At 57.6% G+C, this 26,352-nt stretch carries 24 protein-coding genes and 1 pseudogene; 6 read left to right on the forward strand and 19 right to left on the reverse strand.

The genetic code is table 11. The annotated features are described in order from the left end of the window. Nucleotides 1-16: 16 nt before the first annotated feature. From ftsX to FHJ30_RS12960, 10 genes and pseudogenes are all read right to left on the reverse strand, one after another. The gene (gene ftsX / locus FHJ30_RS12910) at nucleotides 17-931 is read right to left on the reverse strand and encodes a permease-like cell division protein FtsX (RefSeq protein WP_104998417.1); all 915 of its coding nucleotides are present in this window, start codon (nucleotides 929-931) and stop codon (nucleotides 17-19) included. Continuing rightward, the gene (ftsE, locus tag FHJ30_RS12915) at nucleotides 928-1,707 is read right to left on the reverse strand and encodes a cell division ATP-binding protein FtsE (protein ID WP_139029675.1); all 780 of its coding nucleotides are present in this window, start codon (nucleotides 1,705-1,707) and stop codon (nucleotides 928-930) included. The genes ftsX and ftsE overlap by 4 nt, the downstream gene beginning before the upstream one ends. A 185-nt stretch (nucleotides 1,708-1,892) precedes the next feature. Further along, nucleotides 1,893-3,008 (reverse strand): peptide chain release factor 2, encoded by a 1,116-nt coding sequence (gene prfB, locus FHJ30_RS12920; protein ID WP_139029676.1) that lies wholly within the window; start codon nucleotides 3,006-3,008, stop codon nucleotides 1,893-1,895. A gap of 97 nt (nucleotides 3,009-3,105) precedes the next feature. Then, nucleotides 3,106-3,642, reverse strand: coding sequence for a pilus assembly protein TadG-related protein (locus tag FHJ30_RS12925; protein WP_370633127.1), 537 nt, complete (start codon nucleotides 3,640-3,642; stop codon nucleotides 3,106-3,108). Then, nucleotides 3,639-4,160 carry a hypothetical protein gene (locus FHJ30_RS12935; protein ID WP_139029677.1) on the reverse strand — a complete coding sequence of 174 codons (522 nt, stop codon included), beginning with the start codon at nucleotides 4,158-4,160 and terminating at the stop codon, nucleotides 3,639-3,641. The genes FHJ30_RS12925 and FHJ30_RS12935 overlap by 4 nt, the downstream gene beginning before the upstream one ends. Beyond that, entirely contained in the window at nucleotides 4,141-4,566 is a 426-nt protein-coding gene (locus FHJ30_RS12940; protein ID WP_373683150.1) for a TadE family protein, read from the reverse strand. Before FHJ30_RS12940 ends, FHJ30_RS12935 begins: the two co-directional genes overlap by 20 nt. Before the next feature lie 3 nt (nucleotides 4,567-4,569). Next, nucleotides 4,570-4,803, reverse strand: coding sequence for a hypothetical protein (locus tag FHJ30_RS12945; RefSeq protein ID WP_171059022.1), 234 nt, complete (start codon nucleotides 4,801-4,803; stop codon nucleotides 4,570-4,572). A gap of 59 nt (nucleotides 4,804-4,862) precedes the next feature. Further along, complete coding sequence (locus FHJ30_RS12950; protein WP_139029678.1) at nucleotides 4,863-5,804, reverse strand: type II secretion system F family protein; 942 nt, start codon at nucleotides 5,802-5,804, stop codon at nucleotides 4,863-4,865. Then, nucleotides 5,801-6,658, reverse strand: coding sequence for a type II secretion system F family protein (locus FHJ30_RS12955; protein WP_139029679.1), 858 nt, complete (start codon nucleotides 6,656-6,658; stop codon nucleotides 5,801-5,803). Before FHJ30_RS12955 ends, FHJ30_RS12950 begins: the two co-directional genes overlap by 4 nt. Beyond that, nucleotides 6,655-7,485 (reverse strand): annotated as a pseudogene (locus FHJ30_RS12960) (CpaF family protein); the annotation flags it as partial. The pseudogene FHJ30_RS12960 and the gene FHJ30_RS12955, both read right to left, overlap by 4 nt. 717 nt (nucleotides 7,486-8,202) lie before the next feature. Between FHJ30_RS12960 and FHJ30_RS12965 the strand changes: the two are divergent. The 6 genes from FHJ30_RS12965 (at nucleotide 8,203) to FHJ30_RS12990 (ending at nucleotide 16,509) form a co-directional block, all read left to right on the forward strand. Beyond that, nucleotides 8,203-9,450, forward strand: coding sequence for a hypothetical protein (locus tag FHJ30_RS12965; RefSeq protein WP_139029680.1), 1,248 nt, complete (start codon nucleotides 8,203-8,205; stop codon nucleotides 9,448-9,450). A 212-nt stretch (nucleotides 9,451-9,662) separates the two neighbouring features. Then, nucleotides 9,663-12,563 carry an NACHT domain-containing NTPase gene (locus tag FHJ30_RS12970; protein WP_139029681.1) on the forward strand — a complete coding sequence of 967 codons (2,901 nt, stop codon included), beginning with the start codon at nucleotides 9,663-9,665 and terminating at the stop codon, nucleotides 12,561-12,563. A gap of 373 nt (nucleotides 12,564-12,936) precedes the next feature. Further along, nucleotides 12,937-13,215, forward strand: coding sequence for a hypothetical protein (locus FHJ30_RS12975; protein ID WP_139029682.1), 279 nt, complete (start codon nucleotides 12,937-12,939; stop codon nucleotides 13,213-13,215). Between the two features lie 325 nt (nucleotides 13,216-13,540). Next, nucleotides 13,541-13,771: a hypothetical protein gene (locus tag FHJ30_RS12980; protein WP_139029683.1), complete on the forward strand. Its 231-nt coding sequence runs from the start codon at nucleotides 13,541-13,543 to the stop codon at nucleotides 13,769-13,771. Nucleotides 13,772-13,907: 136 nt separating this feature from the next. Then, entirely contained in the window at nucleotides 13,908-14,282 is a 375-nt protein-coding gene (locus tag FHJ30_RS12985) for a hypothetical protein (RefSeq protein ID WP_139029684.1), read from the forward strand. Between the two features lie 1,351 nt (nucleotides 14,283-15,633). Continuing rightward, a complete protein-coding gene (locus FHJ30_RS12990; RefSeq protein WP_139029685.1) occupies nucleotides 15,634-16,509 on the forward strand; it encodes a hypothetical protein in 876 nt (291 codons plus the stop codon). Nucleotides 16,510-16,535: 26 nt separating this feature from the next. On the opposite strand, the gene FHJ30_RS12995 is transcribed toward FHJ30_RS12990, so the two are convergent. The 9 genes from FHJ30_RS12995 to FHJ30_RS13035 form a co-directional block, all read right to left on the reverse strand. Next, the gene (locus tag FHJ30_RS12995) at nucleotides 16,536-17,444 is read right to left on the reverse strand and encodes a PIN domain-containing protein (RefSeq protein ID WP_139029686.1); all 909 of its coding nucleotides are present in this window, start codon (nucleotides 17,442-17,444) and stop codon (nucleotides 16,536-16,538) included. A gap of 56 nt (nucleotides 17,445-17,500) precedes the next feature. Further along, a complete protein-coding gene (locus tag FHJ30_RS13000) occupies nucleotides 17,501-17,773 on the reverse strand; it encodes a SinR family protein (protein ID WP_139029687.1) in 273 nt (90 codons plus the stop codon). A gap of 53 nt (nucleotides 17,774-17,826) precedes the next feature. Beyond that, a complete protein-coding gene (locus tag FHJ30_RS13005; RefSeq protein ID WP_139029688.1) occupies nucleotides 17,827-18,975 on the reverse strand; it encodes a hypothetical protein in 1,149 nt (382 codons plus the stop codon). A gap of 73 nt (nucleotides 18,976-19,048) precedes the next feature. Further along, nucleotides 19,049-19,468, reverse strand: a complete 420-nt coding sequence (locus FHJ30_RS13010) for a hypothetical protein (RefSeq protein ID WP_139029689.1) — start codon at nucleotides 19,466-19,468, stop codon at nucleotides 19,049-19,051. Between the two features lie 107 nt (nucleotides 19,469-19,575). Next, nucleotides 19,576-20,496, reverse strand: a complete 921-nt coding sequence (locus FHJ30_RS22025) for a YDG/SRA domain-containing protein (RefSeq protein WP_139029690.1) — start codon at nucleotides 20,494-20,496, stop codon at nucleotides 19,576-19,578. Further along, nucleotides 20,493-22,604, reverse strand: a complete 2,112-nt coding sequence (locus tag FHJ30_RS13020) for a P-loop NTPase fold protein (protein WP_139029691.1) — start codon at nucleotides 22,602-22,604, stop codon at nucleotides 20,493-20,495. Before FHJ30_RS13020 ends, FHJ30_RS22025 begins: the two co-directional genes overlap by 4 nt. Nucleotides 22,605-23,167: 563 nt before the next feature. After that, nucleotides 23,168-23,818: a hypothetical protein gene (locus FHJ30_RS13025; RefSeq protein ID WP_139029692.1), complete on the reverse strand. Its 651-nt coding sequence runs from the start codon at nucleotides 23,816-23,818 to the stop codon at nucleotides 23,168-23,170. Further along, nucleotides 23,815-24,381, reverse strand: coding sequence for a recombinase family protein (locus FHJ30_RS13030; protein WP_139029693.1), 567 nt, complete (start codon nucleotides 24,379-24,381; stop codon nucleotides 23,815-23,817). The genes FHJ30_RS13025 and FHJ30_RS13030 overlap by 4 nt, the downstream gene beginning before the upstream one ends. A 164-nt stretch (nucleotides 24,382-24,545) precedes the next feature. Next, on the reverse strand, nucleotides 24,546-26,324 hold the full coding sequence (locus FHJ30_RS13035) for a recombinase family protein (RefSeq protein WP_139029694.1): 1,779 nt from the start codon (nucleotides 26,322-26,324) through the stop codon (nucleotides 24,546-24,548). Nucleotides 26,325-26,352: the final 28 nt, after the last annotated feature.

Genomic DNA, 26,352 nt, shown 5'->3' on the forward strand with positions numbered 1-26,352 from the left:
TGTTCGGTTTGCATACCTAGACGCGAAGGTATCTGCGCAAGGTCAAGAGAGACGAAATTCCGGCCAAGGATCCACCAAGGATTATCAGTGCCGGCGCGAGGATCAGCGTCTGGCCGGCGGAGATGAAGGCTGTGTCCGGGTACTGCTGGGCCATGTAGTCGCCCAGGAAGAAGTGGGCCACGGCCCAGAGCGTGGCTGAGGCCAGGGCGGCGCCGATGACGGCGGCAATGACGCCTTCCAGGATGAAGGGGAGCTGGATCACTGTCTTGGAGGCACCCACCAAGCGCATGATGCCTGTTTCACGCCGCCGGCTGAAGGCGGAGAGCCTGATGGTGGTGGCGATCAGGAGGATGGCGCACACGATCATCACGCCGGCGATGCTGACGGCCACCAGGGAAGCGCCGTTCATGACCGAGAACAGCCGCTCAAGGAGCTGGCGCTGGTCGATCACTGTTTCCACCCCGGGCTGGGAAGAGAAGGTCTCGCTGATGATCTGGTACTTTTCCGGATCCTTCATGTTGATGCGGAAGGATGCCGGCAGCTGGTCCGGCGTGACCGAATCCACGATGGGCGAATTCGAGAACTGGTCCTTGAAGTGCTTGTACGCCTCTTCCTTGGACTCGAACTGGAAGTCGTTGATGTACTGCGCCACCGCCGGGGATTCCAGCAGGGCGTTAAGGCTCTCCTGCTGCTCGGGGGTGACTGGCCCGCTGGCGCAACCTGCCGCCGTCGACCCTTCACTGCACAGGAAGATGGCCACCTGGACCTTGTCGTACCAGTAGCCCTTCATCTGGTTGATTTGCATCTGCAGCATGCCGGCCGCGCCCACGAAGGTGAGCGAGACGAACGTGACCAGGATGACGGAGACCACCATGGAGAGGTTGCGGCGGAGGCCGCTGCCGATCTCACCGAGGATGAACGCGAGCCTCATCGCTGTCCCTCGCCTTCCCCGGGCAGGGGCGCTTCAGGGTTTTCCCGGCCGCTCGCGTCCTTGAGCCTGCGGGACTGGCCGACGACGGGAATCATCGAGGTGTAGAGCGCCTTGGCTTCGTCACGGATGACGATGCCGTTCTTGAGTTCCACCACGCGTTTACGCATCTCGTTGACGATGTCGTCGTCGTGCGTGGCCATCACCACGGTGGTTCCGTTTTGGTTGATCTTGTCCAGGACACCCATGATGCCCATTGACGTGGTGGGGTCCAGGTTTCCGGTTGGCTCGTCGGCGAGGAGGATCCCGGGGCGGTTGACCACGGCGCGGGCAATGGCCACGCGCTGCTGTTCGCCGCCGGAGAGCTCGTGCGGCATGCGGTGCTCTTTGCCCTCGAGGCCAACGGTCTTCAGGACCTCGGGAACGGTGTCCCTGATGACGCTGCGGCTCTTGCCGATGACCTGCATGGCGAAGGCTACGTTGGCGAAGACGTTTTTCTGTGGCAGGAGACGGAAATCCTGGAAGACGACGCCGATTCCGCGGCGGAGCCGGGGGACGCGCCAGCTTGAAATCTTGGCGACGTTCTGGCCGGCAACGTAGACGGCGCCGGAGGTGGCGCGGTCTTCCTTGAGCACCAGGCGGAGGAAAGTGGACTTGCCGGAGCCGGATGCGCCCACCAGGAAGGCAAATTCGCCGCGGTCAATCTCAAGGTTGACGGAGTCCAGCGCAGGCCGGGCTTTCTGGTCGTAGACCTTGGTGACATTTTCGAATCTGATCATGGCCCTAAGTACCCTGCAGGGCACGGCTGATTCTGATGCAGCCCAGTTCTGCAGCCGGTGCGCGGGTTTTCGTTTGGGGGAAGTAGGGCCCCGGCCCCTCGACTATACGCAGGAGTCGCTGCGCATCACGCTGTTATTCGGGGGCGTGTCGGCGAATTCGGTCCTGGCCTTTGCGGCCGCTGGGCCTACTTAGCGGCGTTGCGGTTGTCGGTGCGCCAGCGGATCCCAGCGTCGATGAAGTCGTCGATCTCGCCGTCGAACACGGCCGAGGTGTTGCCCACCTCGTGTTCGGTCCGCAGGTCCTTGACCATCTGGTAAGGGTTCAGGACGTAGGACCGCATCTGGTCACCCCAGGATGCCTTGACGTCGCCGGCCAGTGCCTTCTTTTCGGCGTCTTCCTGTTCCTTCTTGAGGAGCAGGAGCCGGGACTGCAGGACCCGCATGGCGGCGGCGCGGTTCTGCAGCTGCGACTTTTCGTTCTGCATGGACACCACTGTGCCGGTGGGGATGTGGGTGAGGCGGACGGCGGAGTCCGTGGTGTTGACCGACTGGCCGCCGGGGCCGGATGAGCGGAACACGTCGACGCGGATCTCGTTGTCCGGTATTTCGATGGAGTCTGTCTGCTCGATCAGCGGGATCACTTCGACGGCGGCGAAGGACGTCTGGCGCCGGCCCTGGTTGTCAAAGGGGCTGATGCGGACCAGCCGGTGGGTCCCAGCCTCGACGCTGAGTGTGCCGAAGGCGTAGGGAGCCTTGACTTCGAAGGTTGCCGACTTCAGTCCGGCCTCCTCCGCGTAGGAGGTGTCCATGACCGTGGTTGGATACCCGTGGCGTTCGGCCCAGCGGAGGTACATGCGCATCAGCATCTCGGCGAAATCGGCGGCATCCACGCCGCCGGCACCCGCGCGGATGGAAACCACGGCCTCGCGCTCGTCGTATTCACCGGAGAGCAGGGTGACGATTTCGAGTTCCTTCAGGGCCTTCTTGATGGACTCGAGTTCTGCTGCCGCCTCCCCCATGGAATCGGCGTCGTCCTCGTCCTGGCCCAGCTCCACCAGGACCTCGAGGTCATCGATCCGGGCAGCCAGCTTGTCGAGGCGCTCCAGTTCCGACTGGCGGTGCGAAAGGCGTGATGTGATTTTCTGCGCCGCTGCGGGGTCGTCCCACAGGTCCGGTTCGCCTGCCCGCTCGCTCAGTTCGGCGATGTCTTCCTTCAGTGCCTCTACGTCGGAGACCCGCTCAATGGAGTCGTAGGTGGCGCGGAGGGCGCGGATTTCAGCAGAAAAATCAATATTGGCCATGGTTGTTTAAGCCTACGCTATCCGCGGCAGGGCACCGGCGTGCATCAGTTGGCGCCCGGGGCAGGGCTCCGGATAGCGTCAGTGGGCGTCCGGGCAGTCAGCGGGTGAGCCGCGAGCGGGCAGTGGACGTCGCCTCGATCCTGATGCCGTCGGGCACCAGGAAGTTCACCACCGGCGGATGGACTGCGGCGGTCAACACGACGACGGCGGTGGCGCCGTCAGGACTGCCTGTTGCCCCCGTGACTGCGAGGCCGTCGAAACGCTGTGAGGCGGGGCTCCTTGCGAGGAAGTCGGCTGCGACGCTCCGGACCCGGGCCGGGTTGAGGGTGGCCGACGGGCTGCCGCCCTGCGTTTCCACCTCACCCAGGGTGTAGCTGTCCGCAGCAGCCAGGGAGGCGCCGTCGGCCAGGGAAAGGAGCCGCTTGTGCTCCAGGTAGACGGACGATATGCCGATCACCACCGTTGCCACCAGCAGGGCCAGCGTCATGTACCCGAGGATCATCACCATCATCTGGCCGTCCTCGCCTGAGGTACTCGTGGTTACTGCCCTGGTGGTCACCTTCCTGGTGGTCACGGTCGTGGCGGTCACCGTCCTGGTGGTTACTGTCCTGGTGGTCACCGTCCTGGTGGTCATCGGAACCGGCCCACGAGCTGTGTCGACGATGCCTGTACCTCGCTCGCGGCCAACCGGAACCCCTCGTCAAAGGGCACAAACGGCAGGGGCACCGCCAGCGTCACCGTGACGGTAACCGCGGCGCCTGCAGCATGGCAGTCGGAAGGATTGCAGGATGTGGCAACGCTGGCCTCGTCTGGCTGGTGCCCAAAGTCGGCGAGGGCGATTGCGACAGCCTGCTCAGCTGCAGCCTGTGCTGTTGCTGCGTCAGGCTGCGCCACGTAGACCTTCGCCGCCTGGTCGGCGGCTCCCACCACCGCAAAGGAGCCGCCCTGGATTTGCCCCACCGTGATGACGAAGTAGACCAGCGGCACCATCAGCAGGAGGGCAAGGAAGGTGAATTCAACTACCGCGCTCCCCTGTTCATGCTTGTGGGCAGGCTCCTGTTGTCCATCAGTTTGCGGCGGCATCCGGCAAAGGGCTTCGGCGAGCCGTGCCTTGAGCGGAGACCACCCGTACTCATGGCTGAACCGCCGCATGCCCCTTCACCTCCAGCATCTCCCGGGGACCGATGAGTCCGATGACGGGCATAGGAGCCCGGACCGTCACTTCAAGGGTCCGAAACCCTTGGACAGTTACTTCACTTGTGCTGACGTGCTCCGCGAATCCGGCGTTCAGCGCAACATCGATCAGGCCGCGGGTCCGCTCCTCAGCGTCTGCGGCTCCCCGGTCGGCGAGGGTTCCGTAGCGGGCGCCTGAAGCCGCAGCATCGATCAAGGTATTGCGGACGTGCAGGATCAAGGTCAGCTGGATGATCGCCAGGAAGAACATGGTGAGGAGGCTTCCCACCAGGACGAAGTCCACCACTGCCGAGCCCTGCTCCCGAGGCGCGGGCAGCCCGTGCTTCGTGGTGGCCCGGCCGGCATGACGGGAGGACCGCGTCACCGGCTAGCTTCCGACCTTGTCCATCGCCTGGTTGAACATCGACTCCAGCGCCGGACCGGCAAGTGCCAGCAGCGCGGCCACCAAGACAGCGGACATCAAGGTGATCATGACCCAGCCTGGGACGTCTCCCCGCTCATGGTGGTCATCAGCGTGGCTCCCTCTCGAGGCTAGGCCGGCGCCCAGGAGGGCGCCCAACACCAGCAGCATCGATACCCAGCGGATACCCATGGTTTTCATTTCTCGTCCTCTTCCTGATTCGATTCTTTGAGTTTCTTGCATGCCGGTGTTGCGTCTTCCTAGAAGCCCAGGTTGATGGCGGCCAGCCCCGGAAAAACGGCGAAGACCACGGTGAGTGGGAGCACACCAAAAACGAGCGGCACCATCATGGCGATCTCCTTCTTGCCGGCGGCTTCCATGAGATCCCGTTTGGCTGTGTCCCGCACGTCCTGGGCCTGGGCACGGAGCACGTCCGCGAGCGGTGTGCCCCGCTCGACTGCCACGATGATGCCGTCAACAAACCTGACCAGTGGCGCCAGGTCCGTCCGCCCGGAGAATTCCTGCAGTGCCGTGACCAAGGGTTTGCCGGCCCTGGTCTCGGCAAGAACGTTCGAGAACTCCTTGGTCAGTTCCCCCTTGGCACTGCGGCACACCCTGTCCAGCGCTCCGGTTGCGCTCTCGCCTGCGCTGACGGCGAGCGCCATCAGTTCAGCGAGACTGGGGAACTCCGCCATCATTCGGGCTTCCCGCCGGCGGACTTGCACCCCCAGCCAGTAGTCACGCAGCATGAAGCCGCCCACTGCGCTGCCAAGGATTGCCACAGCCGCGAACAAGGGGCTGAACCTTCCCGCTGCTGCCCCTATGAGGGTGAATCCAAGGGAGGCCACGAAGCCGGCAGCAGCCCACAGGAGCTGCTCCGCACGGAAGTCGATGGACGACTTGTTGATTCCTGCCTGTGCCAGCCTCCGGGCGGTGGCTCCCGGTGAGGGGTTCAGCCTTCCCAGCGCCGCCATGCCGTCACGGAAGACCGGACGGAGTATCCTTTCGAGCGGTCCGAAGGGCGTCAGGTTCTGCTCCCCCGCGTTCAGCAACCGTGATTCGAGGTTCTGGGACTTCAGCTGCGGCTCGATGCGTTGCGCCAGGGTGGTGGCACGCATTAGCGGGGACCTAAAGACGATAAGCCACAGGCCGGCGCCCATTGCGGCCCCGCAGACGACGGCGGCTGGTGGTATTTCGATCATCTCAACACCCGCTCGTCCTGCGGCAGAGCACCAATCCTCAGCATGATGGAGTAGCAGACCAGCGAAACCACCAGGCCTCCGAGCAGGACTGCAGCACCTACGGCTGTGTTGTACGCCTGCACCGCTTCAGGCCGTGTTGCCAGCAGTATCATGACGATCCATGGGGCAGCGACAGCAAGGCGCGCCGCATTGACGGTCCAGGACTGCCTCGCCTCCAGCTCGCTGCGGGTGCGGGCGCTTTCGCGCAGGAATTCAGCCAGCGTGCCGAGCAGCTTCCCCAGATCGGAGCCGCCGACTTCCCGGGTCAGGCGCAGTGCCTCGACAATGCGGTCGGCAACAGGGTCCGCGAGCCGGTGTTTGAGCTTGTTAAGTGAGGCATCGAACTGGCCTCCCGCGCGATAGTCGGCACCGAATTCGCGGAAGACGTGCCGCAACTCTTCGGGGCCTTTGTCCCCCAGCTGGATCAGTGCCTCGGGCAGTGGCAAACCGGCGCGTATCGCGGACCGGAGGTGATCGACGACGTCGGGCCAAAGCTGCCGCAACAGGGCGCCTCTCTTTTTCGCCCTCCAGCGCAGGATGCTGATGGGGAGCCAGGCAGCGAACAGCGCAAAGCAGCCGGCGATCGGCCAGGAGCGGCTGATGGCGTAGAAGACCAAGGCCACGAACAGTCCGAGGCCCAGGCACGTGCCAATCAACCCGCCAGGAGATACTTTGTCCACTCCTGCAGAGGCGAGAAGGTCTGCGAGGCGGCTGGCCTTCCGCTCCCGCGGACGTTGTTCCGGCGACTCCCAGCAGGACCACCAGATGAGGAACAGACCCGCCCCTGCCGTTACCCCCAGCAGCGCCGACGTCATCGCGGATCCAGCAAGGCCGCGACGTCGTAGCCTGCTCGTTTGAACTTTTCAGCGGCAGGCATCGAGTTGGCCCTGGGCTGAAGGGTGCCGTCCACCATGGCGAACACCGGGGAGGACTCAATGATGCCGTTCTCCACCCGCCGTCCCAAGGACAGGATCTCCGTTACTTCCCTGCGTCCATCGGCGTGCCGGCTGCAGTGCACCACCAGGTCGATGCAGGAGGCCACAGTCGGGACAACGAAGGCGCTCGAGATGTTCTCGCCCGCGAGCAGGGGCAGGGTGCAGATCTTGGTGACGGCGTCGTGTGCTGAATTTGCATGGACGGTGCACATGCCTGGAAGACCACTGTTCAGTGCGATAAGCATGTCCAGGCTCTCCGCTTCACGGACCTCGCCCACCACCAGGCGGTCGGGCCGCATGCGGAGGGCTTCCTTGACCAGCCGGCGAAGCGGGATCTCGCCTTCGCCCTCGAGGTTCGGACGCCGGCACTGGAGGCCGACGACGTCGCGCAGGGGAAACTGAAGCTCGAAGATTTCCTCCACCGTGATCACGCGTTCCCTGCTGCCGATGCTGGCCGCCAGGCAGTTCAGCATCGTGGTCTTGCCGGCCTGGGTGGCACCGGAGACCAGGATGTTGAGGCCGCTTGAGACGGCCGCGCCAAGGAAACGGGCTGATTGCGGCGTCAGGGTGCCAAGCTCAACGAGATGCTCAAGGCGGGTTGCCTTGACCACGAACTTCCTGATATTCACTGCCCAGTGCTTCCGTGTCACATCCGGAATGACGACGTGGAGCCTGGAGCCGTCGGGCAGGGCTGCATCCACAATCGGTCTCTTTTAGACATATCAACTTGCGACGAAAGGATGAACGCGTCGGAACCCTTGCGCCACCCTCCGTCCGGGCGTCGGATCAAAGCGCCTAACACGTCGTGTGCGAGTGGAACGATAGCGGAGGACCATCCCTCCCTCAGCGTCTCTATTCAACGGTGGTGGAAGTTATTGCTTTCAGCGAATACGGCGAACACCAAGAAACCTATGAATGAATCCGAGCTATATTTCTATACATCTGCTCGGCACGGAATGTGCCCGGACCGCTAGTCTCCGGCAGTCGTGATGACCCAATGCACAGGGAAAGCGAAGACAAGTCGGTTGCCCCGCGCAGCTGGGGCACATAAAAGACGACGTACTAAAGCAGCGGCCACCCACCACAACTCTCCAGCGCTAAATATCACTGGACTCCGTCGCAGCTAGCGGGACTGCATTAACGAATTCGGTCGCCCACATGCCTTTCTTCACGACGTCCCGTGTAAGCCCTCCTGCCGCCTATCGTGCCGACGACACACTTAGCTCAAGAGCTTCCCTGTTCACGGAACCGCCTCGTGATACTTCAAGCGCGCTTGAGGATTCACAGGTGTGGAGGCCCATAACGGTACGACAAGGCACGCGTCATAGAACTTTCGAGATCAGTGCGTTTTACGTGTCCAGCAGTGTTTGTGAAACGCACCGTACCGCGTCCTGCATCGCTGGTGATGTCGAAAGGAGGCCGTAATGCTGGAAAGAGTAAACAACCATGCGATTGATCTTCCTATTGTATTGGTTGGCGACAATTCCACGTTCGAGAACGCCCCCTTGAACAAAGCAGCTATGCGCGGCCATGATCTCCGTGTCGGAGCCGCAGTGGACAAGAAAACAGACTTGTCGGCCTCTTCTGATGATCTCGATCTCAAAGCTTCCAACCGCGATGTGCTGGCGAGAATTGCGCGCCATAACGGTATCACCCTTGATGCGGCCCGAAGCAGAATTTCCGCTGCACAAACTGCGCACCGGAAATTCTGCGGTGTTCGCATAGAAGAAATTGATCGCATGGAGCAGGTAATCGGGTACACGGAAGTACACCGTCGGAAGTTCAAGGCAGTTGTGTATAAGGAGGCAAAGCCTGACTATCCGAAGGAGCGTAAGCCGCGCGGGCTAACTCAGGAACTGGGTGATGTTGCACGCAGGGCGAAGTGGGAGACATTCGAAAGCCTTGATACTGAGGCCTTCCTACGCGCCGCCGAGGCGATGGGCATGAAGGTAGCGCTCGTAACTTTCAAGGTGCCGAATGTTGAGAACTGGATTGAGTTCGAAGCAGCGTCTACCCCAACTAAGTTCAAAGGAAAGGACGGAGCACTCCAGCGAACGCTGAGGACGTTGGGCGCCAAGTTCAGGGTTCCCGGCTTCGGCAAGGCGTTTCACGGTGTCTGGGTTCTGGAGAACACCACAATGATGATCAAGCGTCCTCATGTCCACGCCGTAATGATGGTCCCCTCCGATTGGGGCGAGGACTTCATCCGAGCGACGTGGCTCAAGAAGACCGGCTTTCCTCTTGGTGCACCGAGGGATGCGGTGCACATCCGTTGGGAGGACGAGGGCGATGGCAGATCAGTTATTGAGCAATTCACGCATTCCAGCCGCTACCTGTCCCGCAAGAAATATGATCAAGAGAAGGTCAATCAGGAGTGGTTGGCTCGCGGTTTTGAGGTCGGTCATATGTGGGATGCACGGGGCTTTGACTTGTTCCCAAAGGAGCGTTTTGACCTGAAGCGAAAGCATGTTGAACCCATGAGGGCTGTGATGTCGTCCGTGTCTACCCGTCCCAGTACTGTGCTCGATGAAACGACCGGCGTGGTGATCGTGAACCCGTATGCCCGCTGGGTGGCTGGTTCCCTATACGGCAACCGGGAAATCATGGATGACACTTCGGGGGTATTAGACCGAGTCAAGCGAACCATTGAGTCTGTAGAAAGACAGCCTTAATGCAGCAGTATGAGGTCACTGCACAAAGCAAGGGAGTAACGAGACACGACACAGGAGTCGAACGCTCATCCCATACTTAGCTGAGGTAGGCCCGGGTTGTAATCATTGCGGACGCCGCGCTGCCAGCTTCATGTCCGAGCCGCGCGCGTCAGCGTCACATTAACACTCGCGATGCTACCGCCCACCTCGCCAACAGCCTCTACAGTGTGTCAATGGAACCTATCTCAGTGGCCGCAATCCAATCAGGTGCCTCTATAGCCAATAGCGGCGTAGCTCTCGGTCGGGCAGCGACCGGGGGAATAAGGTCGGTATACAGACTGCTCCGGCGCGCAGCCCTCGCTGACCCGAACTGGATCGATCTGGGCGGCGATGCGGTCAGGGAAGCCTTCAACGCCGACGAGGTTCGGGACATAGAGCGTTTCCTCGTATCGGACAGAGTACGACCACTCCTTAGCCTGACTGCCATTGGCCGTTTATCTACGACTGAACTGCAAAGTGACCAGCGACAGGATTTCATAGACACAGTGGCGCGCAGCTTCAAAGATGAGGCGACGCGTTGGTCAATCGACTCAAAATACAAGTGGACTGATCGCATAGACGCGATATGGGGCCGAATCACAATGGTTTTGGATATAACCATCCCACGTCAACCAGTCGAACTGGAAGATGAAATAGGTCGCTATGCCCAATTTCTCATGAGCCCACTGACCACCACTTCAAATAACGGGGTGAAAAGACATTACTTGAAACAGCTCGCTACTCTTGCTCAAGACATGGAAGGCCTGATTGCTGCCTCTGTCGTTGCCGATCATCTTTCTGACCTGCTGCGCACAACCCCAAAATCCCCAATAATTAGTCACACGGATGTGGATGAGAAGGCGGACTTCGAAGACCTATATGTTCCGCGAAGACTGTCGAGCGGAGCTTTACCGCGCCGTCCTATTTTGGCCGACGACGTCCTGCTTACCGAGAACCCATACCGAGTCGTTGTAATGGGGCCTCCCGGCACTGGTAAAAGCACCCTCATTAACCATTTAGCCACCACGCATCAGGACACAGATAACGCGACCCGCACAACACCCATGATCGTCCTACGATGCAGAGAATACTTCACAACAATGTGGGACAAAAGCATCACCGAGTTTGCGACCAGACGTCTGGACACCGAATATTCAGTCCGTACCGATGAAGATACGCTGACGAAGATGCTTGTTTTGGGACGCATTACCATCGTCTTCGACGGACTCGATGAGATCAGCGCACGCGCGGAACGCGCAAACATGGTGAAGCGGATACATGCATTCACGGCGCAATACCCACCCGTCTCAGTCCTAGTCACATCGCGGGAAGTTGGATACGAGAGTGCGCCGCTCGATCCGGCACTTTTTCTACACGTGCGCTTGGACGAGTTTAGCGCGGACGAAGTTCAAAGCTATTGCGCAAAGTGGTTTGGAAGCTTAGGACAACAACACCTTACAAGTACCTTCATGCGCGAGTCCAGCACGGTTGCAGACTTACGCAAAAATCCGCTTTTGTTGTCACTGCTTTGCATTCTCTACCGAGGCAGCGGCGCTATACCTGCCGACCGCCGGGGGATTTACATGAAATGTGCTGACCTATTCTTTCATAAGTGGGATCAGCAACGCCACATACCCCAAGACGAGTTCCTTCCAATCCATGCAGATCGACTTATGCAAGAAATCGCTTCGAAGTTCTCGTCAATCCGCAACACGCAGACCGCGATGGAGGAACCAAAGATTGTCAGAGTCGTTTCGCAATATATGGTTGACCGCCTCGCATTCCCGTTTGAACAGGCTGAACACGCGGCAAGTGACTTCGTGAGCTTCTGCACCAAACGTGCATGGCTGTTACAGGATGTTGGAACGAACGCATCCGGGACCCGAATGCTCGAATTTGTCCATCAGACATTTTACGAATTTTTTTCAGCCGAGTCCTTCGCTGCGAACGCGCAGTCAGACGAACAGGTCGCCGACCGCATTTTTACTGTTTTCAGTCAAAATCCAACTTCAGTGTTTCCCGATTTGCTGGTCCAGAGTTACGACTGGCGTCGTGAGGGCCACGGAAGCAACGTTCTCCGGTTGCTCTGCAACCCCAATACCCCTTCGCAACTCCTGCTACGTCTGATGCATGCCTCTGTCCTGACTCCCGAAGCAATTGATACAGCGTTTGACCTCCTGCACGTTCGCTGGGGTGAAGACGGCGGGGGGCTCACCGGGCCTGACTTCAGCGCCCTCGTACAGCTAGCGGTGTTGCCCCGAACTCGCTTCGTTGAAAGGTATTTGTTGCATGCCGAAGGCAACAGAACGAGAAGAATATTCATGAAGGACTGGGCAAACCTTCAACTCTCGTCTACTGACGGTGCCAATGAAACGTCATGGGAGAGGCTCCAACTGGATGACGACGCCCTCCAAATTTGGCAACCAATCGTGCGTCGGCTTTTAGACGAGCACGGAGATGAGCTACATAGAATTTCTGATCCGTCGGTTGTGAACTACTTGCTACGACTCGGCTATAGTCCTCAACGCCCTTCATCTCCTTGGTATTACTTGGCCCACGGAGGCCCGTATGGTTGGAGTGCAGGCTACGTATGGTTCTGTATAAGCAACCTGATAAATAACGGTCGCCCATTGCCGACGAATTCCAAAGAGCCCATACGGGAGCTTCACGAGATGATGCAAGGCGGCTCTGGTGTACCTGAGTTTGTTACCGGTTACCTCGTCGAAGACTTTATAAGCAATGATGTCCGGCGACCTGATCTGTTCGACAAATCGGACGATGAATCAGTTGTTATGGCCGGTCATATTCTCGCAGAGGTCCTGCTTGCCGCAGCGGAGCGCGACAACTACTACCTTGCTCCCGTTGAGCGGGCCGACGCCTATTTTCCGGGGCGCTTGAGTGACGTGGCTCATCTTCGAAGCGAGAATGCATTAAGTAACTTTCAATCTTGTGTTCCGCCTCAAGGCGAGGCCGCACGATGTCTAGCCTATCTTTCCCCTATTTTTACCGCTTGGACCGTCGGCGCTGTGAGCTTCATTGGTAGCGCTGGCATTCGTGCAGACGAGCCAAGGAAACTGTGGGATCGATACGCGTAGAATAGGCTCCTTCGCTCTAACGGGCGTCTAGCAGTCTTCTTTCTTGTTGACCGTCCGCAGATTACCCTCAAGGGAAAGGTGCATCGTTGCACCTTCAGCTCATATGCAGCCCAAACGCTGTATCCCTACTTATCCTTACTTGCACTGCGCTCTCCCCCGAACCAGTGCTGAATAGCGTGCACTATTATGTGATAAACCGGAGAAACGGTCTTTGCACTGAAGATCATCTTGTAGGCTCACGGGTCAGTGCTTTTCCCGATGTCCTACGTGAATATCTCAGCAAGTTGTGCAGCGGCGCTGCGCGCGGCAACATAACGGCGGCGGCGCGTCAGTAACTATGGGCTTTCCGGCTGATACCTGTTTAAATTTCAATATGGGTGACAAGATAAAGTCTGATCTCGGGACCATTGATCTGCTCGGTGGTCCTTGCTGCGGCGAGATTTATCGAAGTGGTTATGTGATCCCGCAGGATTACTTTTCTGTCCGGCTGCTCACTGACATCGTTTGTTCTCACGGTGATCACGACAGCGATGAGTCACATGACGGTTTACTGGTCAGCGATCCCTTTTCTACTTGGTTCACGTACATGAAGTCATACCAAGATGCGTTGACCGGCTATTGGGTTTTCACTCCGCGCGATCCGCAAGCTTGATGTTTAGGAATCGTCAGGGCGATGAGATCACAGCCGCAGAGTGTGAGGCGCTAGTGGCTAGGGGCGACATCGACATTGCTTATGACCGCGTAAGTTATCGCGGCGAGCGACTGCTTATCCGATCAAAGTGGCTGCCGCTATCCCGGCGCGGGGAAGCGCTGTTCGCCACGACCATATTTGGCGACGCGACCTACGGCGTTCAGGAAATTCCTTCCCAGTCCGAGCAAGAGTGCCGTACTACCCACCGCTCAGTCGTCGATCGGTATACCGAGCTGGAGAAGGCCCGACTGGCAGGTATGACCAACGTTCTCCTTGAGGGAGTGCTGTGATTTTGGATGTGCGCGTGCAGCGAAAACTCGCTTCGTTGCTGGCGCGTGCCAAGACCCACGGTGTGTGCCAATCGTGGACGGAGTTGCTCGCGATCGCAGAGTTCCTGCCCTCAGAATTCCTGCACCTCCCGTTCGCGGATTCCGTCGCAGCTATCGAGCGTGCATCTCTTGAGCGGCGCGGGGTGAAGGAAGGGATCGATCCTGCGCTGGCTGATGGCGTGCTGTGAAAAACACGTCAGAAAACCTACACCCACCCCCTCGCTAAAATAGATGTAGCAGGAAAACTTTAGGCCACAGCCCAAGGCGGCACTTGGAAACACACATTGATTCGCTCCGGTTGAAGAGAGAGGAAGATCGCGAAGCTTGGCAGCACATCATGCTCGACAGCGGTGTGGAGCTGGCGGCACTAGAGATGAAGGCATTGATTTTGTTTTCGCCACCACTCGCCGGATGCAGGTGGTGCAGGTTCTGCTCGATGCTGAAATGCCTTTGACGGTATTGGACATAAGGGACAGGACCAAATGGTTGGCGGGAAGCGTAATCGCAAAGATTTTGCGGCGCATGCTGAATGCCGGTTACGTCACCGGGAGTGGCCATTACGGCACGAAGTTCGAGTTGAGGGCGGAACGACGGGACGAGGTCCAGCGCACATTCGAAATTTTTTCCTTGGTGAACAGCGAACCTCAGCCGTTGCCCGTAGAAGCTAAAGACGTGCCCAAGGACGGACTGGTCTCGTAGCATTAGGTTCCCACCACGCTCATCCTTTTAGCAGGTCTCAAAAGACGAGGAATGCCGCCTGCAAGCCCCTACAACGGCTTGAAGGCGGCATTCCCCATCCCGCAATTTCTTGAGGCCTAAATAGTCTCATAATGAAGCCGATAAGTCAGCGATGCGCGCACCTTTTTAGTTGGTGCAGCTACGGCAGTTGGATCGGTAGCGGCATTGCCCAATGCCAGTGCTTTTGATTCGGCCTCGGACAAAGGTATTGCTCCAGCCGGTTCCTGCATCGAGTCAGTGACGGACGCCTCGGGCCCGTAACTCAGATGGCTCCCATCAGCCCCTATTGGTGACGCAGGCCGCTGTATAGGAGCTACCGGGGCGTACGCCGGTGCTTGCGGCACTGAGGCTGGAGCAACTGGAGCTGGATAAGCGGGCTGCCGTGCAGGAGCGGCTGGCGCAGGCGCCGAAGGTACACTCGGCAGGGGAGCATCCGAAATAGGGCCGTAGTCCACAGTGCACCCCTGAACCGGGACCGGGTTGGTGCACGTAGGTCCCGGAGGCGGCGTTGGAGCTGGTGGTGCAGTCGGAGCAATGTAAGCACCTGCCCCACCGACGTAGCCAGTTCCCGGAGCGACACCTCCAGAGCCGTCATCTTGGCAGATCATTGAACCGTTAGCGGCGGTCCAGCAAACTGTTGCTGCGGATGCGGGAGAGACAGCCGGAGCTCCGCTGAGCAATATGCACAGTCCCAACGCAATGCTTATAGCACGCATGCTCATTCTTACTCCCCCACTAGTCTGAATGTTCACCTAGGGAAAGTTTAGACAATTTCGGCGTCGAATTTGAGGGAATGCTGATGATGCTGATCAAGTTGTCCAGATCGGCATCATCAGAGGCAGGGAAAGCCGAATCGAACAGACACTGGACGTTACGCGGCGCTTATTCTGTCCGTTTTTCGAGGTATAGAAAATGCGTAGCTGCAACCATTTCCTAAGTAGAAGACATCTGCGCCAAAGCACTATGCCTTGGCGCAGGTTAGGTATTTGACACACCTTGAGTGACATCGACCTTCTTGCCGAGCCAACGGAGAACCGGTTCCCGTCAAGTGCATTGGAGATTATTCAATGTTCCGCTGGGGTATCTGGAGGTAAGTGATTTGCCCCAGTGGCTTGGTGAACCGCCCCAGCCTAACGTCACCTTGTACCTGCCGCCCCAATTAGGCGTGCACTGATAATTGACCTTGAAGTGTCCCACAATTTCGATCGGCACTGCTGTTTTGGCTCATCCGGAATCTGACTGCTCTCCACTCGCCCAAACGCCCAACGGGTCGCTCAACATCACTGCCATCCCCCTCTGGCAAGCTTGATCCGTGAATGACAACAACTGGCGACCGCTTGGGTTCGAAGACGCTGATCCCACCACATACGACGCTTTGCACGATGGAGTCCCTGACTGGATGGCGGAATCGTTCTGGAACTGGATGAGGACGCAACTCCTGCTTTCTCAGCCTTCAGAGGACTACCCCGGCGCGTACGACTACTTCCTTGACCAAGACGTCGTCCGACAAGTGGAGAGACGTTGCCGGATTGCGATTCCATATCGCGGCTTTGACGCAGAGGTCGGGATGTCAGCGATACGCAGCGCAGCAGAAGCGGCCAACGCAGAGTTGCGCATTGCTGACTTCCTGCTAGCCCTACGCTCGAACGAGCATGCCGCTCGCAATCTTAATATGGTCCTTGAAGAGTCAGGTTCCATGTGGAGAGTCGGGGAAAGGTCTGGGTCACCCGGCCTGATCCGGAGAGTGCCTGAGTCAATCCAGATGGCTGTAGATAGTGCCATTCTGGCAAGCGGTCATGCGGGTGCCCGTCTCGCTCGGGCTTGGGAAGCGATTTACGGCATCGACCCGAATCCGTCGCTTGCATACTCGTTGGCGGTGAAGGCGGTTGAAGACGCTGCTATCCCAGTAGTTAGCCCCAATGACACCACCGCTACCCTCGGCAAGATCAATTCTCAGATCAGAAACGCTGGGAGTTGGTCACTACCCCTGCAACGTGAAGACCCTCACGCCCCGACTAGTACCACGCTGTTGCACATGATGAAGATGCTCTGGGCAGGGCAGGCAGACCGTCACGGCGGGCACCACGACCCCGATCTCGTCATCACGCAGGAGGCTGCGGAGGTTGCTGTGATGACAGCAGCAACTCTGGTCCAGTGGTTCACCTCGGGGGCCGTAGAGCGGCGATAACAAGGCGTGCTCCGACGCGCCACCTGTCAGCTTCTTGCACCTTCGACGTAAGGCATGCCGACTGCGGAGAGCTTCGTCTGCATGTTGATATCGCTCGTTATGACGTAGAACGCTGATCCGGGGTGCTTGGACTGAAGTAATAGAGCTGAAGCAACGAAACGGTCGTCCGGGACGCTGATATCAAGCCATGACGGTAGTCCGTCTGCTTCCGGCTCCGTGTGCTCGAACTTGACGTACACTTGCCCGGACACCCGTGCTCCAGTGAGCACGTCGCCGTTGTTCCTGTACTTTTTCAGCCGCATGTCAGCTTTTCTTGCTGCCTCCCGCACGTTTTCATTACGACCATTGCGTTTGAGTTCGTCCAACTCCCGCAGCACGACTGGAACCACATGCACGAAGTACTTTGGACCGAGAACGTTTGTGTATAGGTCAACATCAGGTGCATCAATGAGTGCATTGGTGTCTATCAAGACACGAGTGACGTATTCGTCAGACGGGAGGAGTTCTAGCAACTCGCGCAAGTCCGAGAGTTTCGCTTGCGCTGCCTTCTCCGCAGCATCTAACGAAGGAGGTACCGAATGATCATTTGAACCGCGATCACGGACCAGCCAGCCTTCTAACAGGCTTCGTGCGCTCTCAAGCTCTTTCTTGACCCTCGGAGTGGGGTGAGGAAACAGTAGTCCGAACCGGTCAAACCAGTCGTTAAGTTGTGGCATCAAGCGCATTCTGACAGCTTCATGAGCAGCATCGGACGGCCCCCACCCCCATCTGGCGTAACCGATGAATGAAATTCCACTGCCGTAGCGGTTCGGATCAGTGTTGATTACTGTCGATTCTCTTACGACATCCAGCAGCTTGTGCTCGATCTGATTCAGCTCACTAGCTAGCCTTTCAGCGTAACTTGGGGGCGCTGAGGCTTTGGTCGTCTTCCCCATAGCACTTTCCTCCATAGTTCTCAGCGGCGAACCTGTTAGTTAGGACAATAGGTTCATCAGAGGTGCTCTTTGATCCAGTCAGTACCGCTCTGATTGATTCCTCGCCAAGCTGCGGCATTTGAGGTCACTTCAATGACCACCAGCTTGTCGTTGCCGTCGAGCAACTTTCCCAACTCATCCCGAACCTGCACAGCCGTGCACTCCGTCCTGATCAACCAAGTGCTATCGAGGTGGTGCCACCACGTGGGGTATTCCTTCAGGCGCTTGATTAGAGCGTCATAGTTCTGTCCGGTCTTGTTTAGGTCATACCCAACCATGATGGATTTCATGAGATTCTTCCTTTGCTATTCGTTTTAGGTTTCAGCGCTTTCGTCCGAAGCTGTCACGCCTCAGCATCTTCCTTCTCAGGCTCATTTTTTCTCCGCTGCACCGCCTCCATAATCCACTGGTACGGCTTCTGGTTCTTGTCATTAGCCAGAGGTCGTCCGAAGATTTTCTGTGCGAATTCACGCCGAAGATCGTTGGCTTCGTCTTCATCTAGCTTCGTGAGGAACGGATCAAGGGCATTCAGATCGAGCTGCGTCCGTCTCGCATCACGCGCTTCTTTCCTGTGGCCTGATGACTCGTGGGACATGAAACCGGCACCAAGCACAACGAGTGACGAAACGGTTGCCTTTGCGATCACCTCGGTGACGGAGGCATTGTGGATGCCTGCGAGTAGAAGCGCAAGGTAGATGAAGCCTCCGACAGCCGCAAGCACCGCGCCGATACTCCACATGACTGCTGCTCGTTCTTGCTTGGACGCGTAGGTGCCGTATTCAGTGGTTATGGTGTTGCGGGAAGTCGCATCAACCAAGTTTCTAGACTTCTCCTCCATCTCACTAAGAGATGCCAGATGCTGGTCGCCCTGAGAAACTATGGCAGCCCCCGCAGCATCTGCGTCCTTCTTCCATTCGGCCAGCTTGTCTGTGAAGGTGCTGCTTTGTCCGTTGACGATCTCATCCAGACGGGTCACCTGATCCGATATCTTCTTCTCTTCGCCAGCGATTTTAGTTCTCAACTCGTCAACCGAATCACCTGACTCATTGACGGCCCTGTGCAGCCACTCAACGGTCTCTTTCAGAAACTCCCGCTGAGCCTTCAGGGCCTCCTTGGTCTCCACAGCCGCTTCAGTTTGAACCGTGTACAAGGGGAACGGCTTGAGCGCGGCAACGATTTGGTCCAGCACTGATTCAAGTTGAATCTTGCGTGAAACCGTAGATTCGGCCTTTAGCTCTGCGAGTTCGCTTTGGAGGTTTGTTAGCGAAGTCTGGAGCGCGTCGAGCGGTGCTGCGTTACCCGTAATACGCCACGGATCAACGCTGCCAATGCTTCTGACATCAGCGAGAGCCAGTCGCAAATGGTCCAGTGTTTCTACATCATCAACAGCGTCATCCGTCAATCGATCCGCCGTATCGTTGAGCAACAACGAAGTCGTTTCTTCTACCTTCCAAATTGGATGGTTGTTAAAGTCTTCCTGACTCAGTGCCACAGGTATCCCCCATCGTTTATGCGTGAATCTAAAAGTAGCGGCCCGCTAAGCAGCATGGGCGATCGCCAGAGGTCTAGGCTGCTTCTTCATCCCGGAGCTTTTCGAATAACCCCATGCGCTTGAGCAGTTCCACCATCTCACCCACCTTGTCCGATGACAGTACCCAGCCGATGCCCTTAGCGTGCTGCTCGCCAGCCTTAATAACTGAGTCCTCGACTGTGGTCAGAATCTTTGGCGAAGAATAGAAGTCAACCTTGCCGTTTGCCTGCGCCTGACCCCGCAGTGTTTGGTTCTCCAGAGCCTTGTTGAGCACACTCTCTGCCACCGAGAGTTGATCAGCGTCACACAGCCCCGATCCTTCGAAGAAGGTGTTCATGTGTTCGATGATTTCGGTCCAACCTGCCTTCTTCGCCTCATGGGCAGCGCCACTACCGGCTGCCGTCATCGGGTCAGCGATGCTCCAGATGAAGTTGGCGTAGTTCTGGTCGAACAAGGGGTCCCCCGGCGAGATTTGATTGGGCAGGTCGTGGACGTCATGTTATCCCGGCCCATTGCGTCTCATTTCGCAGCTAGCAACAAGGACGAGTGACGAAGGGCGCATCAGGGACGGCTAGAAGACTGGGAGCTGTCTCGGTGATAGGCGATGTGGTCCGGCATGATCCCGTGCCGGGGATGCCGCTTCAGTTCCCCAACGACCTCCCCGAGGTCAGTAACTGTCCAGTCTTCATTGATGGCCAAGGCGTGACCATCAAACTTTTTATGGCAGTTCGGGCACAAACACAAAACGTTCCCCGGAACGTCCGGGCCGTTGTGCGGGGCGCCCAGCGGTCTGATGTGAGCTGCCTCAGAGTAAGTTCCAGCTGACGTCCGCAACTGGGTGCCGCACACTTGGCATGTGTCGTCGTAAAGCCGCTTAACTGAGGCAGCGATCCTGTAGTCACGAACGATCCGTATTGTGGTCCGAGCACGTCGTTGCGGCTCGTCCGTGCCCCCAGACAGTGCGCCCAGAGAAGCCACAAGCCCTGCTTGAGTCTGTCCCACCAAGGATCGCAACTGATAAACGAGGACTTTGAACCCGTCCCGTACAGCCCAGTCCCAGTGGGTGACTAGGTACAGACCAACATATATGTAGGTGGAGTCTTGAGGGTTTTTGGTCAATAGAGACTTTTTGACAAGAACCCGCACCGGAAGCTCAAGTTCGTGGCTTCGGACCAGCCCAAGATTCCCACGGATAAGCCGCTGATCCGCAACGTGGCGGCGAGTGTTGGGGTCTTGCCCACCAAAACCCGTGTAGATGATCAAGTCATCGTCGAAAGCGTCGTCCGTATATCCGTCGGACAAGCAAATCGCGTCTGCCCCCTCGCCGCCCCCGGAAATGCCCGCCTGCGTCTGCCTATGCACACCAGCCAGAAAAGCAGCCCTGCGATTCTCAAATTCCCACGGGGCTGGGTAGCCGGGCACGTCACCGTAGATGAGGCCAGTTGGCCTCTTTTCTCTTGGAGGGATTATCGCCTCTTTCATCCAGCTATCTCCGAAGCCTTGCCTCGCCACTCGTGAAGCCCGTAGAGAGCGACTTTCCTTCTCTGGTCCCAGCTCAGGTTTGTCCTCTCGCCGACCGCGACCTCGTCGGGGCAAGGAGCCAGTACCGTCTCGCGAACTACGGCGGGACTCACGAGGGTTAATAGCCGCGCCATATCGATGTCCAGAAGCACATCGGTTGGAGCTGTGGTTTTCGTCTCGATGTAGACGAAGAAAGTGGCAAGGTTGACAAGGTCGAGCCGTTGATTCAGCACGGCATCTGTCATTCCCTCCATTGCAATGCGCATATCGCCGTGACTCGAGACTACGGCGTAGGTCTCCATGAAATCTCGCCAGACAGGATGTTCTGTCATTGCGAGCGACACAAGGTCTGCAACCGCCACTTCAGTAATAGGAGCGCGAAGTCGAGTCAAGACCTCAGGCTCGACCTCATCCTCGTAATCGAGAAGTAGATCCGTGCTACGCGTTAGGGCGTGCATTCGGTCGAGTACAGTGCCCAAGCTTCTTATACCCGGAAGTTCCGACAATAACTGTTTCCACTCGTTTTCCTCCCGGAAGCCGGGGTGCTTCATTAGTAGTCCGCTCAGTAACGGAGCGAACATGTACCTTGGATCAGCGTCAGGTTCTCGCCTCATAAGGAAGATAACGAACCGGGTTAGAGCTGGCACATCGTCATATCCGGCCTCCTCCACTAGCGGCTCAGCTTTGGACACCGCCAGCCGACGCACGTCTGGGGACGGGGATGCGAAGGTAGCCGCGAAGTCCTGCTCGACAAAGGCATCAACCCGTGCGGCTCCGAAGAAATCGGTCCGTACCTTGGCATCGGAGATGTCCCCCTCTGGCAGACCAAAAACAAAATACCTGTCAAAGTACTCGGGGTTACACACTCGTCTGGCACCGTCTGCGGCCTGAGCACCGGCAAATGCTGGAGGGAACAAAGATCGAAGAACCCGCAATAAGGCCGCCCGATCATCGCCGATGACCACATCGGCCTCGTCAAGCCTCCGTGCCCACAGTTCCTCGATGGCAGCCCTTGCCTCCTTGGTAGAGCTGTCGAGTCCGTTCGTTAGCTCATTCCTCCACCCCTGAAGTCGCCCGTAGACTGTCGGAAAATGCAGTCGAAGAAACGTGAGCACGAGGAAGTCGCTGACGTTCACATGCTCGGAAACGAGGGCGTAATAATGTGTGGCTTGGGCAACGAATCTCTTCACCGACCGGGCGGTATTGAGGAAGCGCTTCAATTCTTGGTCATACGAGAGCTGAAAAAGGCCACGATCGTCATTTAGGATCGCCATAGCATCATCGGAGAAGAGTGATGCAAGACCTTCGTCCAATATCGCCTTGAGCTGGCTCTCCTGCGCTGGAGGAATGTCAAGCGGATACTGAACGATCTTCTCAAGATACTCTGACGCTCTACGGTGGCTCCCACCGAGGCTTGGCTTCAATGCATCCACGAGAGCATTATGATCGTAGGCCAGAATGTAGTGCACATTATGGAATCGACCGAGCATTCTGATCGTCTTGATAAGAGTCAGGACCTCGTCTCCATGAAGGCGATCCACATCGTCCACCGTGATCAGTATCCGCACCCCAGATGATCGTATGAGATCATCCAGCTCTTGGAACTGCCTTTGCCAGTTGCCCGTTTCCAAAAATCCTTGAAAAACAGCATCTGCCGCCTTGCCGACGATACCCATCGCGCCCAACGCAGGGCTCAACTTCTGCGCCAGCTTTTTAAACGTGTCTCTTTGCTGCGAGCTCTTTAGGTTCTCATGCGAAGCCAACAGGGTAGCGAAGAATTCCGCAATAAGAGAGGAGCTGTCACTCATCGCCCAAGGTGTGAATTGAGCGATGCCCATGTTGCTGCTTGCGCTGAGCTCCCCCCGGATGAGGTTCAAGATGGACGTCTTGCCTCCGCCCCATGGGCCGACGACACCTATTACAGTGCTGTCCGAGCCGTCCGGGATGCTTTTAATGAGTTCAGCGACACGCGCGGCAAAAGGTGTTCGTGCGAGCCGGTCCTCGGCTGCACTTCTAATGTCGGAGTCCGAAAACGGGGTATAAGCCGTCACCGGGTTGAGTTCGTTCATTAGTGACAGGCCTTCTTCTTCATATTTTTCTGAGCAGGGTCGATCCTACTGTTGCACAGCCAAAGGGGCTCGTATTTCGACTAGCTGTTCTCGCGCAACTCCCTTAGTTTCAATCGGGACGCCGAGCTTATCCGTGGTAGGGACAACCATCAGTCAACGCTGATCTACGCGCGGTCCATCAGACACGAAATTGCCCCCATCCTCGACTAACCTCGTCCGGCGATCATGATGACCGCAAAACGGCGCAGGTGCTTCCAGCCTTCCCATTCCTGAGCGGCTGCACGGTCACGAATGGCTTTGAGCGTCCCGGTAGATGTTTCGGGACGACCGGCGATCCTGCCGAGGGCGAGTACTGAATCTGTGTGCGCCGCGATCCATGCCAGATCGTCCTCAGTGACTCCGGGACGGGATATCAACGCCAGTAGGGACCTCAGTGTGCGGGCGGGGGACCATCAGAGCTTGGAGTAACTCTGGCGTGATGTGTGTTCGAGTTGCCGCTATGATTCGGTCCTGCCACCTTTCTGACTTGGCAAGGGTCAGCAGCTCAGATTCGGTATAGCTGTTCATAGGTAGGGACCCGTAGCCTCGGTGCTTTTCATTCGAATCTCCGCCATCCACTCGGGGTCGGTGCTAGAGATGACGCGGGATATGTTCATGACTCCATCAGCATCCCGACGCATATCAACACCAACCACGTCCTCACTAGCGATAGCCCGACACAGGTCAATGAGCGTTGAAGCATCGATGAAATAGGCGTGCTTCAGCCGCTCCTTCTCCGAGGCAAGGAAGAAGCCATTGAACAGGTAGGTTCCTTCAACCTCAACCCCATCGGGTCCCTCAAAGGGTGTCTCGTTCTCATCACAACTGATCACTAGTACATACGAGTGGATGATCTGGTTGGCGAGATGAGTCAGCGTGACTTGGTCCCTGATCGGGTTGGTGAGGTCATAGATGATGTCGATCTCGTGCCGGTTGTAGACGTCGGGTACTGGTCCAATGCGAGGGTGTCGCACTATGGCAATCTGTTTGGCGGCGAGGCTGTCGGAGACCTTGCGTGCTTCAAGAAGTCTTCGGATGGCGTACCCCGCCATCATCAGGTCCTTCTCCGTGCGGAAGCTCGACCTTTCAGTCCAATGCTTCTGACGCGTCTTACGTTCCAGACGACCGGCGATGCGGTTGAGCTCGTACCGCCAAGGCACTGAGTCGGAGATCACGCGACTCTTGCTTCCTGCGACTTGAGGTATCGGTAGATTGTCGCAGGTCCAATGCCAAGCTCCTTAGCTATGGCTGCCACCGGGACCCGCTCAGACCGCCTCTGGTCGATGACCTGAGCCTTCTGCATGTCCAAGGCCTTGGGACGGCCACCCATGCGCCCACGTGCCCTTGCTGATGCCAGTCCGAGACGGGTTCGATCAGCGTTCAAAGACTTCTCGAACTCAGCCATTGCACCCATTACGTGGAAGGTCAGGCGCCCACTAGCTGTGGTTGTATCGATGGAGTCGCTCAACGACCTAAAGTTAGCTTCCTTGTCGTGAAGCAGATTGATCACCGTGACGAGGTGGTGGAGCGAGCGCCCAAGCCTGTCTAGCTTAAGCACAACAAGTGTGTCGCCGTCCCGGATGTAGTCCAAGCACTTCTCAAGCTCCGGACGATCGTCACGGGCGCCGGACACCTTCTCCTGATAAATCTTCTTGCAGCCAGCAGCCTTCAGAGCGTCGAGCTGGCTATTGAGCGACTGGTCCTGCGTGCTGACCCGCGCGTACCCGATTAGTGCCATGCCGAAACTCTATCAATAACGTTGTCAGGCAGCTATTGATAAAGAAACAAGTTTTGAAAGATTTTTGAGAGAGACTGTTCCCGCGCGGGTCCGGTTCCTCAAATACCTTCGTTTTTGAAACAACCCACCGGGCACCAATGCCTGTGAACGGCGACGCTGTCAGGTCAGGAGGCCGTCTTCGCGGTAGCACCATTCTTGTTACCTTCGACTGCACCGTTGATGAGCCTTGCAGCTTTCCTGTTCTTGCGTCGTGGCACCGGCTCTTTGACGACCCCGGCCTGAACCAATTCACGCGGCGACGGGTGTGATGCAAGATCACCGGGGTCTTCGGTCCACCAATCCACGCCGTCATCGGATATATCCTCGCGATCGTTGAGCGGGATATACGGAGAGGTTCCTGCCAGTCGGAAATTGAGGCGCTCCGTGTCGAATTTGCAGCTATTTTTTTCGCGTGGGCTTACGACGATGCCATCTAACAAAGCCCGGAAGATCATGTTTTTCTTCTTTATGGCGTCGTCGTCAGTGGCATCCAGCAGGTCTTCGTAGGCTTGGAATGCCATGGCTGACCGTTCCCATTCGAGGGCAGCTTCGACGTTTTCTTCTCGCTTTGTCAGCAAGGCTTGTTCTTTTGCTTTCAGGCGGTCAAGCGAGTGTCGTAACTCAGCCATCGTGAGGACTTCATCGTCGTAGGCCTCGGTCAACTCCCGCCGTTTCCGAGCTATTTTCTCTAACTCAGCATCGATGTTGATATCGTCGGTCCCCGGTGGACCATCGCCAATATTGAGCATGCGCTTCAGGAACTCTTGGGTTTCTTGGGCAGTGAGCAAGGTCGTGATGAAGTCGGTGACCACAGCCTCGACTGTGGGAGTGCTTACACTGATCCGCCCACAGCCGGATGTAACAGTGCATTTATACGTGCGGGTGGAATAGGACATTGCGCTACCGCAGTATGCACACAGCAATAGCCCTCCTAGCAGCGAAGGACGGGTAGGTCTTCCCCTAGGGGTCGTGGCTAGTGCTTTGCGCAGCAGTTGCCACGTAACCTCGTCAAATACGGGCTCCCACCCTGCTGGTCCCCACGTTCCCTTCGCCTCGGGGTCAGACCTTTTTTGCGCAACGGGCAGATAATACCGTTTCCCGGCTACCGTGGGGCCAGTGAGGATTCCTCGGAGGGCCACTGGCTTCATCTTTCCGCACCGCTTAGGCAATTCTTCCCGGATAAATCTGGTAGCCCGCGTAATCGTCCAGCCGTCGTTGATGATGCCATCAGCAATGTCCCGGAGTACTTCAGCTCGATCCTCATGGAGTACCAGCTCCCCCGGTTTCTCGCCCAAGCGGTAGCCAAAGGGGACTCGCCCACCGGGGAACTTGCCACGATCGAAGGCTTGCTCATGCGCTCTTGCCTGTCGTTTGGCTTTAATATTGACTTCACCTTGAGCGACGGCACCTAGGATTCTGGCTACGGTCTGCCCATTGGCATCACCGAGACCAATGATTCCGCCGTGTACTGCGTGGATAGTGAAACCGTGCGGAGTGGTTTCGACTATGTTGATGAGCTGATCGAGGTCCCGAACACTTCGCCATAGGCGGTCAGTAGCCCATGCGACTACGGCGTGAATTTCCCCTGACGTAGCAATAGCCTTTAGGCGTTCGAAGCCGGGACGTTTGGGTTTCCTAGGTTTTACTCCGTCCTCCCGGTGCGGAGCGACATAGGCCGAGGTGTCATTCTCTTCGATGACCTCGATGACGGTTAGCCGATGAAGGTCTGCGTACTTCACACAGTCTTCCAACTGCCGAGTTACGCCGTCTCCATCGCCCGTTCGGTCCTGACTGATGCGTAGGTAGATGGCCGCTGGCACATAGTCCTCGTAGACCGGAAACTCGTAGTCGATGCCGTCTCTGGACATGAACTTGAGTGGCTTCACTGAGGGCTTGGAGGGCATGGTTCACATCCTAGCTAGCCCGTCGGCT

The sequence above is a fragment of the Arthrobacter sp. BB-1 genome (genome assembly GCF_006151685.1).
In the GTDB taxonomy this organism is placed as follows: Bacteria; Actinomycetota; Actinomycetes; order Actinomycetales; family Micrococcaceae; genus Arthrobacter.

Bases quoted from the DNA above. Each gene is read 5' to 3' on its own strand.
- ftsX (WP_104998417.1), bottom strand. From the start codon at position 931: ATGAGGCTCGCGTTCATCCTCGGTGAGATCGGCAGCGGCCTCCGCCGC.
- ftsE (WP_139029675.1), bottom strand. From the start codon at position 1,707: ATGATCAGATTCGAAAATGTCACCAAGGTCTACGACCAGAAAGCCCGG.
- prfB (WP_139029676.1), bottom strand. From the start codon at position 3,008: ATGGCCAATATTGATTTTTCTGCTGAAATCCGCGCCCTCCGCGCCACC.
- FHJ30_RS12925 (WP_370633127.1), bottom strand. From the start codon at position 3,642: ATGACCACCAGGACGGTGACCACCAGGACAGTAACCACCAGGACGGTG.
- FHJ30_RS12935 (WP_139029677.1), bottom strand. From the start codon at position 4,160: ATGCGGCGGTTCAGCCATGAGTACGGGTGGTCTCCGCTCAAGGCACGG.
- FHJ30_RS12945 (WP_171059022.1), bottom strand. From the start codon at position 4,803: ATGAAAACCATGGGTATCCGCTGGGTATCGATGCTGCTGGTGTTGGGC.
- FHJ30_RS12950 (WP_139029678.1), bottom strand. From the start codon at position 5,804: ATGATCGAAATACCACCAGCCGCCGTCGTCTGCGGGGCCGCAATGGGC.
- FHJ30_RS12955 (WP_139029679.1), bottom strand. From the start codon at position 6,658: ATGACGTCGGCGCTGCTGGGGGTAACGGCAGGGGCGGGTCTGTTCCTC.
- FHJ30_RS12965 (WP_139029680.1), top strand. From the start codon at position 8,203: ATGCTGGAAAGAGTAAACAACCATGCGATTGATCTTCCTATTGTATTG.
- FHJ30_RS12970 (WP_139029681.1), top strand. From the start codon at position 9,663: ATGGAACCTATCTCAGTGGCCGCAATCCAATCAGGTGCCTCTATAGCC.
- FHJ30_RS12975 (WP_139029682.1), top strand. From the start codon at position 12,937: ATGGGTGACAAGATAAAGTCTGATCTCGGGACCATTGATCTGCTCGGT.
- FHJ30_RS12995 (WP_139029686.1), bottom strand. From the start codon at position 17,444: ATGGGGAAGACGACCAAAGCCTCAGCGCCCCCAAGTTACGCTGAAAGG.
- FHJ30_RS13000 (WP_139029687.1), bottom strand. From the start codon at position 17,773: ATGAAATCCATCATGGTTGGGTATGACCTAAACAAGACCGGACAGAAC.
- FHJ30_RS22025 (WP_139029690.1), bottom strand. From the start codon at position 20,496: ATGAAAGAGGCGATAATCCCTCCAAGAGAAAAGAGGCCAACTGGCCTC.
- FHJ30_RS13020 (WP_139029691.1), bottom strand. From the start codon at position 22,604: ATGAACGAACTCAACCCGGTGACGGCTTATACCCCGTTTTCGGACTCC.
- FHJ30_RS13030 (WP_139029693.1), bottom strand. From the start codon at position 24,381: ATGGCACTAATCGGGTACGCGCGGGTCAGCACGCAGGACCAGTCGCTC.
- FHJ30_RS13035 (WP_139029694.1), bottom strand. From the start codon at position 26,324: ATGCCCTCCAAGCCCTCAGTGAAGCCACTCAAGTTCATGTCCAGAGAC.